The sequence below is a fragment of the Vibrio sp. Vb1980 genome, from assembly GCF_033338615.1.
Lineage (GTDB): Bacteria > Pseudomonadota > Gammaproteobacteria > Enterobacterales > Vibrionaceae > Vibrio > Vibrio alginolyticus.
In genome coordinates, this window is sequence record NZ_JAWOSZ010000016.1 from 44883 (window position 1) to 61105 (window position 16223).

11 protein-coding genes are annotated in these 16223 nt (G+C 41.6%); 6 read left to right on the plus strand and 5 right to left on the minus strand.

The window, feature by feature from the left end; translation table 11 throughout:
• Positions 1–549: 549 nt before the first annotated feature.
• Positions 550–906 carry a hypothetical protein gene (locus R7F64_RS19535; RefSeq protein WP_005376535.1) on the plus strand — a complete coding sequence of 119 codons (357 nt, stop codon included), beginning with the start codon at positions 550–552 and terminating at the stop codon, positions 904–906.
• Positions 907–1009: 103 nt separating this feature from the next.
• On the opposite strand, the gene dcuC is transcribed toward R7F64_RS19535, so the two are convergent.
• Positions 1010–2377, minus strand: coding sequence for an anaerobic C4-dicarboxylate transporter DcuC (gene dcuC / locus R7F64_RS19540; protein WP_005376528.1), 1368 nt, complete (start codon positions 2375–2377; stop codon positions 1010–1012).
• 359 nt (positions 2378–2736) lie between these two features.
• A complete protein-coding gene (locus R7F64_RS19545) occupies positions 2737–3861 on the minus strand; it encodes an acyl-CoA desaturase (RefSeq protein WP_104976143.1) in 1125 nt (374 codons plus the stop codon).
• Positions 3862–4132: 271 nt separating this feature from the next.
• Between R7F64_RS19545 and R7F64_RS19550 the strand changes: the two genes are divergently transcribed.
• Positions 4133–4681, plus strand: coding sequence for a GNAT family N-acetyltransferase (locus R7F64_RS19550; RefSeq protein ID WP_005376525.1), 549 nt, complete (start codon positions 4133–4135; stop codon positions 4679–4681).
• Between the two features lie 89 nt (positions 4682–4770).
• On the opposite strand, the gene R7F64_RS19555 is transcribed toward R7F64_RS19550, so the two are convergent.
• Positions 4771–5388 (minus strand): HAD family hydrolase, encoded by a 618-nt coding sequence (locus tag R7F64_RS19555; protein ID WP_017635351.1) that lies wholly within the window; start codon positions 5386–5388, stop codon positions 4771–4773.
• 363 nt (positions 5389–5751) lie between these two features.
• On the opposite strand from R7F64_RS19555, the gene R7F64_RS19560 reads away from it, so the two are divergent.
• The gene (locus tag R7F64_RS19560; RefSeq protein ID WP_033906489.1) at positions 5752–7797 is read left to right on the plus strand and encodes a response regulator; all 2046 of its coding nucleotides are present in this window, start codon (positions 5752–5754) and stop codon (positions 7795–7797) included.
• 103 nt (positions 7798–7900) lie between these two features.
• Here R7F64_RS19560 and cqsA read toward each other — a convergent pair whose 3' ends face one another.
• Both cqsA and ylqF read right to left on the minus strand, forming a co-directional pair.
• The gene (gene cqsA, locus R7F64_RS19565; protein ID WP_017635350.1) at positions 7901–9082 is read right to left on the minus strand and encodes an alpha-hydroxyketone-type quorum-sensing autoinducer synthase; all 1182 of its coding nucleotides are present in this window, start codon (positions 9080–9082) and stop codon (positions 7901–7903) included.
• Between the two features lie 336 nt (positions 9083–9418).
• Complete coding sequence (gene ylqF / locus R7F64_RS19570; RefSeq protein WP_005376521.1) at positions 9419–10363, minus strand: ribosome biogenesis GTPase YlqF; 945 nt, start codon at positions 10361–10363, stop codon at positions 9419–9421.
• A gap of 447 nt (positions 10364–10810) precedes the next feature.
• Here ylqF and R7F64_RS19575 point away from each other — a divergent pair, with 447 nt between their 5' ends.
• From R7F64_RS19575 to R7F64_RS19585, 3 genes are read left to right on the plus strand one after another with little or no spacing between them, the layout of a single operon-like run.
• A complete protein-coding gene (locus R7F64_RS19575; RefSeq protein ID WP_318072020.1) occupies positions 10811–14476 on the plus strand; it encodes an ATP-binding protein in 3666 nt (1221 codons plus the stop codon).
• Positions 14460–15626 carry an EAL domain-containing response regulator gene (locus R7F64_RS19580; RefSeq protein ID WP_054576033.1) on the plus strand — a complete coding sequence of 389 codons (1167 nt, stop codon included), beginning with the start codon at positions 14460–14462 and terminating at the stop codon, positions 15624–15626. The genes R7F64_RS19575 and R7F64_RS19580 overlap by 17 nt, the downstream gene beginning before the upstream one ends.
• Complete coding sequence (locus tag R7F64_RS19585; RefSeq protein ID WP_017635347.1) at positions 15619–16215, plus strand: response regulator transcription factor; 597 nt, start codon at positions 15619–15621, stop codon at positions 16213–16215. The genes R7F64_RS19580 and R7F64_RS19585 overlap by 8 nt, the downstream gene beginning before the upstream one ends.
• The last annotated feature ends 8 nt before the right edge of the window (positions 16216–16223 follow it).

The following is a 16223-nucleotide window of genomic DNA, read 5'->3' on the forward strand; positions in this document are numbered from 1 at the left end:
GCAATGCCGCAAAGAAGGTTGGTTTAAAGATGTTTTTTCTCAAAATTAGTTTGCGTTTTTCAACGTTTAACGCAATGAGCGCGGATTATAACCAATAAATATGTGATTGGAATCTCTTTTTACGGTTACTGATAAAATAATTTGCAACATTAAAAGTGGATGTGAATTCATGGTTTTGTATGTAGTAAGAACGTTGTAAAAAAGTGATATTTTTTGTTCGCTAATAACGAATGATGAGTCAAGACAGAGAGGTTTTACGCTGTTGAGTGCACAGTTCACATTTCAAATAAAAAATTTCAAAATGTTTCCATGTTAACCATCTGTAACAAAAATGGCGAATTTATCATCTAACTGTCGTAAGTATCAGATGCAAAGGGTTTCTTAATTTTTAATTGTTAACCTTTTGTAATAATTGAAGCTGATTAGCTTTTATGTTCATTAAGTGAGCAAAAAAGTAACTTGTAATTGCTGATTTTAGGCGCAGAATATAGTGAAAAATGAGTTTTCATTTATGAAGGGATGCTTTTTAGATTTGTTGTGAGGTGACTTATGAAACTGTTCCTATTACTCATGGCTTCGGTATCCGCTGGTATCGCATCAGCAGACCACATCCATTCATTTATGTTGGGCTTATCTATTGCTTCTTTAGCGGTAGGTAGCTGTTATTTCTTCGCATTTCGCAGCTCGCGCTTTCCACAGCTTGCTTTATTCCTACTCATTTGCGGTATGCTTTCTAAGTTGACGATAACCGTAGTCGGTGTGATGTGGGGAATGTCCGCGGAATTAATCACGTCTCCAATCGTATTCGCACTTTCATATTTATTCTTTTCGCTTGCCGTTACCTACTTATGGTTTAGCTACAGAGAGAGCATCACTAAGATTCCTGACCGATTTAAGTCAGCGTAAATCAACACATTAGAATAAAAAAAACGCCAGCACATTTGCTGGCGTTTTTAATTAAACGTAATTTTGTTCGGATATTGCTTTTAGTTTGATCGTGGCAATACCGTTAGGCACTCATTGGAACAAGCACCATAGTACCAATAATCACCGTGATAAGGCCTGCTAGAACTGGAACGGATGTGCGTTTTACAACCTCAAACGGGCTGATGTTTGCCATACCTGATGTCGCAACGATTACGCCAGATACTGGTGAGATAGTACGGCCTAGGTTTGATGCTTGAAGCATCGGGATAATTAGGAAAGCAGGGTTTAATCCCATTTTCGCAGCCAAAGATGGTGCTAACTCCACGAACGCATAAAAAGGCGCGTTACCCGAACCCGTTGCAATTGCTGCTGCAACTGTCAATGCAGTTAGAATAAGCATTAAAGCAACGCCGCCTGCACCAGCATTATCTGCTAGATGAAGTAGGTTATCGATAGCTCCGATAGACATCAGACCTTGTGCAAAAACCCCTGCGGCAACCAAAAGCATCACAACGCCTTTGAACGCGTCAGCCATGCCTGCGTAACAAGAATCTAAATCTTCTAGTGATTTCTTACCATCGAACTTATTTACAACATAATGGATCAGAGCTCCAAGGAAAATCGAACCAACCACAATAGTGTAGATGTCTAGACTAAGTCCTGGAATGGTACGACCGTTGAATAGGAAAACGCCGATGATAGGTAGAAAAGGAAGAGCTGCATAAAACGCTGGTGCGTCAGCTTTGATCTCTGATACATCAATTTTTTCCATTGGTGTATTTTCTTTCTTATCTAAGTATTTGTTCCAGAAGAACGCTGCCGCTGCCATGACGATGATTGCGCAAATAGAAACAGGCAACACAGTTTGTACCGCAAACACATCAAGCTCTAAACCAGACTTTTCTGCTGCGATAACAACATCACCAGAAGTAGGAGAAAGGATGATTGCCGCTGGAGAGGCACACACTGCAACGGCTGCTGGACGAGAAATGCCCATCGCGACCATCATTGGGAATAATGTCGCCATTAATAGTACGCCAAGGCCTGTTGCAGAACTTACCGCAAGAGACATTAAACACGCCACAATGTAAGCCGCTACCAAAAGGACGTAAGGAGACTTGATGACAGAAAGCGGTTTAGAGAACTGTTTCACTACCACGTTGTTCGCGCCGATATGAGTCATGTATGACGCAAAACCACAAAGCAGCATGATTTGCATACCAAGACCGCCACCGCGGTATTGAAGCATGTATTTCACGTATTCAAGCGCATCTGTCACCATGTTACCAGTTGAGGTGATTTTTGACGGCAGCACGTCGTGCCCCAAAACGCCAGTCATAAGAAGTAAAGCAATACCAGCTGTCAGTAACACGCCTGCAGCTTTATAGCCTTTGACAATAAAGTAACCCACCGCAATGGTAACCACTAAGCCAATTAAGAGCTCTAACATAGGGATCTCCGAATGTTATGTAAAAAAGAAAGAAACTGTTTCAGTTTATGACAAGGAATTTACAGAATTCTTAGCTGTGGCACGAGACAAATATGGGGCTTGCATGATCTGAGACAAATAATAATTTAATAAATAATTTCGTTAGATTGTATTGTTGGAATTTGGTTTTCTAAGTGTTATGTGCTGGTTTGAAGCTATTTATAGGAAGGAAAATATGACTAGGAAAGTGAATGAATAATGAGTGAATTGATTCACAATAGGAAAAAGACTTTACTCAATAAGCAATTATTGGAAAACACTCTTCACAACAAAAAAGCTTCGCCGAAGCGAAGCTAAGTAATCGTAAGAATGAGGATAAACTATGCGTATCGACGAACCATAAGGTTCCAACTACGCTGCTGCCGTTCGAACTCTGCTTTAATTTGCTGATACTTCATTTTTGTTACAGAGCATTCGTATTTTTTTACCACACTGGCAGTTTTGGCACCGAGTACTTCTTTGCGCATCTCGTAGTATTCCTGCATGTGATGAACTAAAGTATCAAACTCTTGCTGTAGCTGATCGAGGATCGTTTGCGTGTTCGGTTTCGATTCTAGCTTTTCTCTTGCTTTCTTCAAAAGTTGACTCGCACGGGCTTTTTCAATTCTAAATGTAGGCGTTGTGCGCAACTTAGATGTGAGTCCTAGCCAAGAACATGACTTTATCAACCACTTCGTTGGGTCGTAATGCCACCAATACACGCCATTGCGATAGTCATTCTCGAAAATATGATGGAAATTATGGTAACCCTCTCCAAATGTGAAAAAGGCGAGTACACCATTATCGCGAGCAGTGTTTTTGTCTGTGAAAGTTTGCTTACCCCAAATATGTGCGAGGGAGTTAATGAAAAAAGTTGTATGGTGACTCATAAAGAGTCGAGCTGCACCAACGACCAATAACATCCCCCAGATATCACCGTAGATCAGTCCTAGTATGACTGGGAAACCAATATTAGTCAGTAGGGCAAGTGGAACATAATACTTATGCTGCCACATGACGATTTTGTCGCGCTTTAGGTCACGGCAGTTTGTATATTCGTTTTCCTTTGATTTATTGTAATCACGTAACATCCACCCAATGTGAGAATACCAAAAACCCCGCTTGGCTGAGTACGGATCTTTATCGTTATTGTCGACATGTTTGTGATGCACACGATGATCAGAAGACCAATGTAATGCACTATTTTGCAAAGAAAATGCTCCTCCAATCGCAAAAATGGCGCGCAAAATAGGATGAGCTTCGTATGTTTTGTGGCTCCAGAGACGATGATAGCCTGCTGTAATAGAAAGGTTAGTAAAACTAAATGCAATCACTCCCCAAATTAGATGTTCCCAACCCAGTCCAAAATGATATGCATACCAAGGCATTACAATAAAAGTCAGAACAAAACTGGCAGAAAATATTAATGTATTCAACCAGATAACAGGTGGTTTGTTTTGAGTCACAGGTGTATCCCTAACTTTGAGCTAACAACTGTTCGCCAGAATATCAGCGTACACATGTAAGTCAAATTAAAGTTAGACAAATGTGACTATTCCTTTGGGTGTAGATTAAGGAACTTGATGGGATATTTTGCTTTTAATTGAATAATGAGTAGTATTAAAAAATGAGCTCTGGCTTAAGGTGTATAAAATCTGCCAAGAAACAAGTGTTATAAAGGTGGAATATACCGAGACTCTATAAAGAAGCAAAAATGTAAGAAAATAGGAATACGTAATGGATTTACGATTAGCGGAATATAAGGACTACGAGCGCATTGCGCATCTTCATGCGGATAGCTGGAAGCGTCATTACCGTGGCATTCTTAGTGATAACTATCTTGAGAAAGAAGCGATTGACGACAAACTACTGATTTGGCAAACCCGTTTGACCAACCCACCATTCAATCAGCACATTGTCTTGGCGGAGGAGGGAGGTTTGCTACTTGGCTTTGTTTGTGTGTTCGGCAACCATGATTTCGAGCGTGGAACCTTTATTGACGCATTGCATGTTGATGACAGTTACCGTGGTCGTGGGATTGGTAAGCAGCTATTACTTGCTGTCGCAGAATGGCAACAGCAGTACTTTAAAGACACAGGTCTTTATTTAGAAGTTGTGTCGCAAAACATTTCTGCGATTGAATTCTATCGCCACATTGGTGGTCAAGAGGATCAAGAGCGAACTTGGCGCGCACCTGATGGCAAAGAGGTGTTAGAAAAAGTATTCCGTTGGAAGAACGCCCAGTCATTAGTTAGTGGGATTGAGGAAAACGTGATTTACTCCTAACCTAGCGTTCTAAAACATTAGATAAGAGCAGTCTCAACACTGCTCTTTTTTGTTTATGCACCCTAACGTTATGTTTTATTGAAAGCTTTCTAGAAGTTAACCCCCATGGCTTTTAGTTCGAGCTCACATTGCTGAGCATTTTCAAACTGAATAGCAGCCATGCCAACTGCTCGGGCACCTTCAACATTGTAAGGCATGTCATCAAGAAATACTGTCTCTTCGGGGTTAAGCTGATACTTTGAAAGTAGAGTTTGGTAGATCTCCGCTTGTGGTTTTAGTAATTGAACTTCAGAAGAGATGATTGCTCCATCAAACAGTGGCCAAAACTCATAGGTAGTACGAAGATGTTCCACAATTTCGTTGATGTTGTCTGTGAGCGCATATACGCCATATCCGGCTCTTTTTACTCGTTTTAACAGCTCTATACTGCCGTAAAGTAATATTTGAGTGTGTTTTACATAATAAAAGAAGCGGTCCATTTCTTCCGTCGTTACTTGGTGTTCACGTTGATAACGCTGTTTTGCTTCCCTTTCGGAGATCGTCCCTTTATTTAAATCTTTCCAGATTTGTGATGAAAATAGCATCTGAGCCATTTTCTCTGATTCTACGGAACCACCAAATGTTAAGCGAACGATTTCTACTGGAGACCAGCGTACCAACACATTACCTACATCAAAAATGACATTTTTTATCTGGACAGAATTCATAACACACCCCAAGCCAATTGTTCTTCACCACGCTATATGCGGTGAGTGCTGTTTTTGAATCGTTGGAAAGTCGTGCCAAAGGCGCGACTTAAGTTTCTTACACAAAATGAGATTAACATCCAATTGGATACAGAGCGATTATCGCAAAATTGCACTAAACTATATGCAACTTTGTTTATTTGGTTGTAAATCAAGTGTAGCTGTCTTAAAAGATTGAAACTAAAGATAAGTATTGCGAGCTGTTTACGTCATTTCGCGCTGCTTATAAATGATGATTAATATATAATTAGTTAATAATAAAACGATAAAAGTGAATCAAAATCACACTATTGTGCGTCAGGCGGAGTAAGCAAAACAGATTATATGGACTCGATACGTAAGGTTTATCAATATGCAGAACCAAACCTAACTCTCGTTGGCTGGATGGGGTTTCTTGGCTTTCCGCTGTACTACTTTGTCTGGGAGTTTGCCTTTCCACAGGCTTATGAAAATTTACCTCTTAGATTGTTTTGCTCGTTATTGTTTTTCGGCATCATTTTTAGAAACCGCTTATCATCGACTTGGAGAGATTATGTTCCTATTTACTACCAAGTGACGATAACGCTGTGCTTACCGTTTTTCTTTTTTTATATGTTACTGATGAATGACTGGTCCAATGTATGGGTTATGTCGTTTATGTCTGCAATTTTCTTACACATTTTACTGGTTCATGTTACTAGGGTCATGTTTGCTCAAACCTTTGCTGGGATAGGTTTAGCAACATTCTTCGCTTGGGTTGCAAAAGGGTTCCATCTTGACTTGACCATGGATTGGACTCATGTGCCAATCTTTCTGTTTATTTATGTCTTCGGTAATTTGTTCTATTTTCGTAACCAAGTTGAACATGAAGCGAAAGTCTCGCTGGCAAAATCATTCGGGGCAGGGATCGCACATGAAATGCGTAACCCGTTGAGTGGGCTTTGCACTTCAATAGATGTTATCCAGTCGATCTTGCCCAACATGAAAGAGGCAGGAAAAGAGCAGTACGTCATGAGTGTAGAGGATGTCACCTTATTACGTGAAGTGAGTCAGGATGCAATGAACATTATCCAATCGGGTAATGAAACCATCGATTTATTGCTGACTTCGATTGATGAAAATCGAGTTTCTCGTTCTAGCTTCAAAAAATATTCAGTTCACTCGGTCGTTGAACAGGCAATTGAAAGCTTCAGTTATAAACGTGCCACTGATCGATTTGCCATATCGCTGGATGCGAGAAGTGAGTTTGAGTTTCTAGGTAGTGATACATTACTTAAATACGTTATGTATAACCTCTTCAAGAATGCCTTCCATCACCGTAAATCTGAAGATTTTCACATACATGTATCCATGATAAGTTCAGAACGCTTTAATCAAATTGTTGTAACCGATAATGGTGCTGGCATTGCTCCTGATGTTCTACGCAATATCTTTCAAGACTTTTACACCACTGGCAAATCAGGAAGTTATGGTTTGGGTCTACCGTTTTGTAAAAAAGTCATGCGTTCATTTGGGGGGAACATTGAGTGTCAATCTCAGTTAGGGGAGTGGTCTCAATTTACGTTAACTTTCCCACTAACGACATCTGATACCGTTACTGAAATCAAAAACGATCTGACTAAACTCAAAACCATTCTAACGGTGACTAGCCAAGATATCTTGGTGTCTAAAGTAACAGATATTAGCCGTTTTATGGGCTTTGACTCGACGATTTTAGATGCCAACCAAGTACTCAAAAAGAAAGAGTACGAGTTCGAATTCGATCTGATTTTTATCGATCTTGAGAGCTTAGATCCAAGAGCAAACCAATTGGATAGATTAGAATCTCTCTTGTCTTTCACTGAAGCACGCATAGTTTATCTTTTTGAGCATCATCCGACTCAGAGAGCACGTAAGGCTGCATATGAACCTATTTGGATCGAAACGCAAGCCTGGTTATTGAATACTAAACCAACTATTGAGCGTCTCTTATATGATTCAAGCTATGTATCGACACCAACGGCCTCGGTGACGTTAGATAATTCAAATAAGCGCACAATTATGGTCGTGGATGATAATGAATCTTTGCGTAAATTCACGGCAATGTTACTTGAAAAGCAAGGCTTTGAAGTGATTCAGAAAGAAGACGGGCAGCAGGCTCTGGATACACTAGAGCAAGAAGATGTTGATCTCATTCTGATGGATATCGAAATGCCAATTATGGATGGTGTAGAAGCGTCTAGGCGAATTCGAAGCTCGGATAAAAACTATGCGTCGGTACCTATTATTGCACATACAGGGGATAGTTCACCTGTCACGTTGGACAAAATTGGGTCTTCGGGTATGTCTGACTTCATCGTAAAACCGGCGGATAAAAATCGTTTGTTCGATAAAATCGCAAACTGGATCTAATCATTCGCGACTTGTTTTCTTGAGGCGAGTTGCTCACAACGAATAATACGAATAAAGAGCTCAGCAAAACTGTTGAGCTCTTTAGTTTTATCTACACACTAACTTACACAAACTCTAAGTCAGGGTGTGCAAATGCTTGTTGGCAGACAGTGAGTACATGATCAACTTCAGCAGCTGTCATGTCTGCATTGACTGAAAAACGGATGATGTTTTTGTTCCTTCCAGTTGCAGGGCGGCAAAACACTGCGCCGTAAACATTTCGCTCTTCGAGAAAGTCGCGGACTCGCTCAGTGTTTCTCTCGTTACCACATTCTAATGCGATAATTTGTGATTCACTGCGAATAGTAAATCCAATGCGTTTTAAACCAACGGCTAAAGACTTGGCTCTTTCAAACAGAATATCTCGCTTATCATCTGATTTTCTTATGACGTCCAGTGTTTTCTCTAGCCGAATGATCTCTTGCGGTAATACGGTAGAACTAAATATTGCAGGGTACGCCACAAATGGAAGCGTCTTCGCCAGTTTTTCTGGGCCTAAAATCGCGCCAGCACGATAAGCAAATGTCTTGGCAAGACTAACGGTAATAAAATCTACCTTATGAGTTAAGCCAAGACCCTGCAGTATCCCCGCACCTTGTGGACCGTGTGTACCTAAAGAGTGTGATTCATCTACAACCAGGCCGCAGTCAAACTCCTGTGCTATTTCGTAGATATCACGTAGAGGAGCGATGGTCCCGATAGTGCTGTAAACCGAATCCACAACAATGATCCCTGAACCGTGACGTGAAATCTGTTTTCTTAGGTGACTGGTGTTGTTATGCATGAACGGATGAATTTGTGCTCCGGCAATACGTGCGCCTTCCCACAAAGACATATGTGCAAAGAAATCAATGTACACAGGTATGTTCGGTGCACAAATAGTCTGCAATAAACCGACATTCGCAGCCCAACCAGATTGAGAAAGTAGACAACTAGGCATACCAACGAAACTGGCTAGTTGCGTTTCAAATACAGGTTTCGATTCATCGTCTTGTAAGAAAATCGCGGACATCACGACGTTGTCATCGTGCTGGGAAATCGCATCACGATGCGCGTTTTGAATCTCCTTATTATGAGACAGTGCAAGGTAATCATTGCTTTGCAGGACAACGGCATTACACGGTGGGCGTTTACCAAGAACAAGGTGTTTTTTGTTCTCATTCGGTTCGATTAGATCTTGAATATAAAAATCTAGGCGTTCCTCGATAAAGGAGGGAAGTGGTTTGCTTTGTATAGTTTCACTCATAATAAATCTCTTCTTCATATAGAAAAACGCCAGCGCTGACACTTATTCATATTGCGGATTTTGGGGAGAGTGTCACTAACCAGGTTGCATAAGTTTGCAGACCCTTGCAAACTCGACATTTGAGGGTTGGATGGTGGCTGTAACTCTATAGGGGCCCGGGGTCTAAACTAGTTTGTGCTTAAAGTTTATACGGCGATTTTGCGGTGTTTTTTCGTGCTTCATATCTGGATTTTGGATGAGGAATATAAAGTTTGAAAAGTGAAAAAAATGGGCGCATTAGATAACAAAAAAGGCGCGAAAATCGCGCCTTGAAACATGAGTAGATAAAAGACAAGCTTATCGCTTATTACGTAAATAGCGCTTACGACGCTCTTCTTTACGCTTCGCTTTTTCTTCTTCTTTACGGGCGGTCTCAATCTCGACTTCAATCAGCTCTTGAGTGATCATTTCTGGGCGTTCTAATGTAATTTGGCCCAAAGTGCCTTGGCGAAGTTCGTGCAATAAGATCTCTGATACTTTGTGTAAGTCAACACGTCCACCTGCACGTAGTGCACCGCGGCGACGACCAATTTCTTCCATGATCTCGATATCTGATTCTGGAAGCTCTTCAATTTGATAACGCTCTTTAAGTTTGTCTGCATAATGAGCTGCTAGGTATTCAATGGTATAGAATGCGACTTCGTCATATTCCATCGCTGTATCTTTTACCGCGCCAGTAGCCGCAAGGCGGAAGCCACTGTGTGGATTTTCCACTTTTGGCCATAAAATCCCTGGAGTATCAGATAATACGATGCCATTTTGCAGGTTGATACGTTGTTGACGACGTGTAACCGCGGGTTGGTTACCTGTTACAGCGATTGTTCGGCCTGCGAGGGTGTTAATGATCGTCGACTTTCCAACGTTTGGGATACCCATGATCATGGTGCGAATGTTTTTACCAATTTCTTCTCGGTGTGGGGCAAGTTTGCGGCAAAGCTCCATGATTCGATGCACTTCTTGTGGTTCAGAAGTCGTGATCGCCATTGCTTTTACATGTTGCTCTTGCTCCAAGTGCTCAATCCACAGTTGAGTTAACTCTGGATCGGCCAAATCACGTTTGTTCAAAACTTTAACGACAGGTTTGTCACCACGGATTTGAGAAATCAAAGGGTTTTCACTACTGAAAGGAATACGAGCATCCAGTACTTCGATGATCACATCCACTTGAGGGATTGCTTCTTCGATCTCTTTACGTGCTTTGTGCATGTGGCCAGGAAACCACTGGATTGAGTTATTAACCATTTGAATTTAATACCTTAATTTTTCTAATGCTCCAGCGGTTGTAAAAGTAGCAATGTGAGTCTTGAGTAATACAATACTAGAACGCATTTTCTAAAACTGTGTTTACTTCAAGCTGCTCGAAACCGCGGAGTTGAGCTTTCTTTCATGTTAATACGCCAGTTTATCATGGAATGATGATGAATCATTCAAGATGAAAGTAAAAAGCTATGGCGTGCAAACCTAAAAGCACACATCCCTTATGTATACCGACTCGCAGTGAATATCCGTCTGGGTGAGAGACCGAACGCAAACGCTGTGTAGTCAAAGGTGGATTGTGTTGTCAGATTGTTCTGACGAATTTTGGTTTTTTACTTTTATATCAGAGTGTTATTTTTATTTCACTATTGAGCTAAGTTTGACTTTTATCTGACAAAAACTAGTCTGAGCTTCCATTCAGAGGAAGCAGTCATGCTCAGTATTCTTAGAAGTATTACGGTATCGTCCGTCGCCTTAATTTTTTTAGCGAGTTCTTTTTGCTCAACTGCCAAACAGAGTCCTAAACCGAAGGTCATCGTTGGTGTTATTGCGCAAGACGAAGCTAAAGACTCGTTTGACGGTAGCGTTGGTCCTTCGTACGGAATTAGTCTTGAGTATTTGTCTAACATTACTAAAGCTTTGGATTATGAGTTAGAACTTCGGACTTACAAGCATATTCCGTCTTTACTTGCGGATGTCGAAAGCAAGAAGATTGATGGTGCGGTTGGATTTAGTAAAACAGCAGCAAGAGAAAAGCGTTTCTTGTTTTCGATGCCTTTCTTTTCGAGCACTATCGCTGTTTGGTATCGGAATGCCACTTACCGAGATAGTGATGCGCGTGATCTTAAATGGGTGTGTGTTGAGGGCAGTGTGTATTGTGACAACCTCACTGAACGTGGTATCGATAAGATACATTATGTTAAAACACGTTTAGAGGCGTTTAATGAAGTTAAGCGAGGTAAAGCGAACGCGCTGATTTACACTTATGTTGGTATTACCCAATATTTGGATTTGAATGACATTGTAAAAGGGGTTGTCGATATTCCCAGTTGGTTGAAAAACGAAGAGGTGAGTTTTATCGCTTCGTTGGACAAACAGAGTCTGATCGATGACATCAACAAAATCCTTCAGTGGGAGCAAAATGGAAAAAACATTCGCTCCGTCGCCTCGAAAAATCCTTACCATATCAGTGATAAGTTATTGGTAGATTACCGACGTAATCATCAAAACAAACTAGTGATAACTTACAGCAGCAGTGACGAAGCTTATCCGTTTCTCTACCGAGATTCGCAAACGGGCGAGTTAGATGGCTTCTTTCCAGATTTTGTCGACTTATTGCAGTCTCGTACTGGCTTGAGCTTTAAGTATGTGAAGCCGACGTCGAGCCTTTCAAATGGATTAACGGCATTTGATGCCGATATAGTCCCCATCTCTTATGTGGGTGAGCTACCTAAGTCAGATTGGTTGTTCACTAAACCATTCATGCACAGTAATTACGTGGCTATCCAAGCGGAGCAGAGCAAGCGCGATAAATCTGCACTGAAAGAAGCGGGTATTCTGCTCACTTTGAAAAAGCAAGGGTTAGTTCATTTGGGCACTTGGCAGCAAGGCCAAGTTGATCATTATGATGATTTGAAAAAGCTGCTTACCGATTTGAAATCGGGCGTTTTGGATGTGGCTTACATTCCTGACGACATCGTTCACAACATGATTGCACAAGATCAAGTCGATGGCTTGGTGATCAATGCGGAGGACGTTTTGACGTTCTCTAATGCATTTGCGGTTGCAAACCACAATACACAACTTCAACACATGTTGAACAGCATCATCGAAACCATTGATTCTAACGAGATCGAAAAACTGCTGCGTTCTCACCGAAGCTTCAAACTGACTTATGGCTATGACGCGGAGCAGATCGCTACATTTGTTGTTGCTGGTTCATTCATATTCTGTCTCATGTTAATTGCGGCGTATTTCATCTTATCTCACATGCGACTTAAAGTGAGGTTAGCCGAATTTAATGCTGACAATGAGGAAGCGGAAAAGCAATGGCTGATGGACATCATCAAAGAGATCAATAGCTTGGTTTTTATCCATAGTGAAAATAACCATATGGAGATGAGCAATTGTGCCAACTACAACAGTAAACAGTGCCAACAATGTAAGTTGAAAAGTGATTCTGCGCACGCTCCTCTGGTGAATAATTTTGATGAACTGACCACTGTTATCGCTGGAAAGCGTATTTCAGAAGAGGTTGCCTCGTCGGGCTGTGAACTTGATATTAAACATGTATATCGAGAACGCAAAGTCATCGCTTCTCCTAGCGGTAAGAACAAGTTTGTACTGACTGTTATTCAAGATATTACCCAGCAAAAAGAACGTGAGCAGGCGTTAATCGATGCGCAAAAAGAAGCGCAAACCGCGGTACGTGCGCGCGAAAACTTTTTGGCAACCATGAGTCACGAATTAAGAACGCCATTGTCGGCAGCACACGGCATCCTCGATTTGCTAAATCGCCAAGTGACGGCAGATTCAAATCGCGAGTTAATTGCCCAAGCCATACGCTCGCTCAATCATTTGAATACGCTAGTAGACGAAGTACTGGATTATTCAAAATTAGAGGCAGGGCACTTAACCGTCGCCCCAGTTAAGACCGACTTGCTTAAAACCTTGTGCGATGTGTTTCGAAGCTTTGAACCACGAGCGCTTGCGAAAGGTTTGGATTACAAAGTGACAATCAAACCATTTTCGAATGCTTTCATTGAAATCGACGCGCTGCGATTGGTGCAAATTACCACCAATCTACTCTCCAATGCGATGAAATTCACTGCCGAAGGAGAAGTTGGAATCAGTGTCATTCTTCATGAAAAGCAGCTTATTTTGAAAGTGGCGGATTCAGGTATCGGCATGACGGATGACCAACTCGAAGGCATTCTCAATCCTTTTGTTCAAGCGGATGACACTATTACGCGTAAATATGGCGGTACTGGATTGGGGCTAAGCATTGTTGACCGATTGATCGACTGCATGGGCGGCGTGCTCTGCATCGATTCACAATTTGGCTTGGGCACGACGGTTACTGTCAGACTGCCAATTGAGCATTGCGACTCTGAGCCAGACGTTTGTTTGAACTGGACGTATAGCGAGAGCTTACCACTTAATATTCGCCAGTGGTGTGACGCGTGGAAAATGCGTCCAGCGACGTTAAAAACAATGGTGGCGAACCTTCACCCTATACACGACAGCGATGCCAGTTTTAATGGCCTAATGCTGCGTGACGAACAAAGGGTACTTGGCAGTCTTACGCTAAGAGAGATTCAATATCCAGATACATTGTTCAATTTGCTCAGCCAAACGCAGCAAGAAACCAAGCTTAGTGACGTAAATCAAGAAGTGGTTTCTTGGGTTCTCGGCACGGTACTGGTCGCAGAAGATAATCCCATTAACCAAAGTGTGATAGCAATGCAGCTTCATGAACTTGGAATCGAACCTGTCATTGTGAATAACGGCCGCGAAGCATGGGAATACATCAACCAAGATGAAAACGTTGTGTTGCTGCTGACCGATTTTCATATGCCAGAAATGGATGGCTATGAGCTTGTTAGGCACGTGAAAAACTCCGAATTTAAAGCAATTCCAATCATCGGTGTGACAGCAGAAGATGCTCGTCTTGCCATTGAACGTACACAGGATATCGGCATTGATGATGTGCTCTACAAGCCCTATGACCTTAATCAATTAAAAACCGTTTTGATTCCATTTATTGGCGAAAAAGAGAGGGGTAGGCTGCCCGGCTGGATTAAACGGTTCAAAGCTCAGGACGCAAAAGAGATTGCGCGCGTGTTTAGTCAATCAATGTCTACAGATATAAAAAACTTAAACGCCGCATCGACTGAGCGAGACAAAAAACGGGTCATTCATGGCATCAAAGGAGCGGTTGGGACGATAGGGGTAAGCATGCTGGCTGAGCTTTGTATTGAGGCAGAACGAGTTACTGCTGCGGAGTTTGACAGGCGAACAGCGGAGCTAATTTTACGAATCGAGCAGGAGATCGAAAACATAAACTATTGGGTAGAGACAAATGAATACACAATTTAATGTGATGGTGATTGATGACCATCCGCTACAAACCACAATACTTACGCAAATATTGGAACGCTATTGCGCGCAAGTCATCCCTTTTAACTGTGTGGATGCCGCTATTCAGAGTGTGCAGGAACAATATTTTGACGTGATTTTTTGTGATATCCAAATGCCCGGAAAAGACGGCATCGATATGATGGAAATGCTCGATAAAGTCCAGTACCAGGGGCAAGTTGTACTGGTCAGTGCAATGGAATTGACCATTATTTCTGCGGTAAGAGCCATGTGCGAGGGATTTAGTTTTGAAGTATTAGGGAAGCTGCCTAAGCCATACGATGAAAATGAAGTCGTTGATTTGTTGGGTAAAATAAAAGATGAAAAAGCGAAACAAGTCAGCTTTGCGCAACCTATTGAAGTGGAAGATCAAGAATTCCTGTTTGCTCTGGCTGAAGGGCGCGTGAAAAATTATTACCAGCCTTTAGTCGATGTGCAAAGTGGGGAAGTGCTTGGGTATGAAGCGCTCGCGCGTTGGAATCATCCTATTTATGGTGTGTTACCCCCTCATTATTTTTTGCCAATTGTAGAGCGTTGCCGCCTTTCTGGAGAGTTGTTTCAAGCTGTATTGAGTAATGTTATCTATGACATGAAACACCGCGGATTGACGCAAAACGTATCCATCAATGTAGACCATGAAAATTTAGAAGATACGGCGTTCTCTCATTACTTTTTACAGCAATGTTTAGAGAGCGAGATTGACCCATCACAAATCACCATTGAAATTACAGAGCGAGATACATTTCAGACTAGCGCGTCCCTGTACAAGAATTTACTCAAGTTGAGGATGAACGGTGTCACTGTCTCAATAGATGATTTTGGCACGGGGTCATCGACGTTTGAAAAACTGGCTCAACTGCCATTCAACGAGTTAAAAATCGATCGTTCGTTTGTACAAGGTGTCGAATGCGATATCAAAAAACGCAACATCGTTGTTGCTATTTGCGCGTTAGCGAAAAGTTTGAATATACGACTGGTCGCGGAAGGTATTGAAGACGAAGTCACACTGCAAGCGATACGTGAGTATGGCATTGATCTTTGCCAAGGCTTCTACATTGATAAACCCATGCCACTAGAAGCCATAACCATACTAAATGAAAGATATGAATAAATTGAATTACTTGATCTTTGACGATCATCCTCTCGTTTGTGTTGCAATCAAGTCGTTGCTGGAAGAGTTAGGTAAAACAAATGGGGTATTTACTGCAACATCAGCGAAGATGGCATTACAAATATTGAAAAAGGAAGAAATTCAACTGTTGATCTTAGATGTGAACTTGGCAGATTGCGATGGGTTTGATTTCTACAAACGTATCAAATCCCATGGTTATGAAGGCAAAGTCATTTTCTTCTCCGCTGAAACTAGCCAAATGTACAGCCAAATGGCTTTTCGTTCTGGCGCTGATGGCTATGTGTGTAAATCGGAAAATCACGACATTCTTAAAGACGCGATAGAAGCGGTAGAGAAGGGGTATACCTTCTTCAAATTTAAGCAAGTTGTTAATAGCGTTCGAGAAATGCCACAACTTTCAAGCAGAGAAAGCGCAGTAATGAAGTATTTATTACAAGGAAAGTCCAATCGAGAAATCGCTTCAGTGCTATCAATAAGTGACAAAACAGTCAGCACATACAAACGTCGTCTATTGGATAAATTTAACGTAAAGAACATTGTTGAGCTAACAAGAGTGGCGGGGGCGTAAGACCGCAT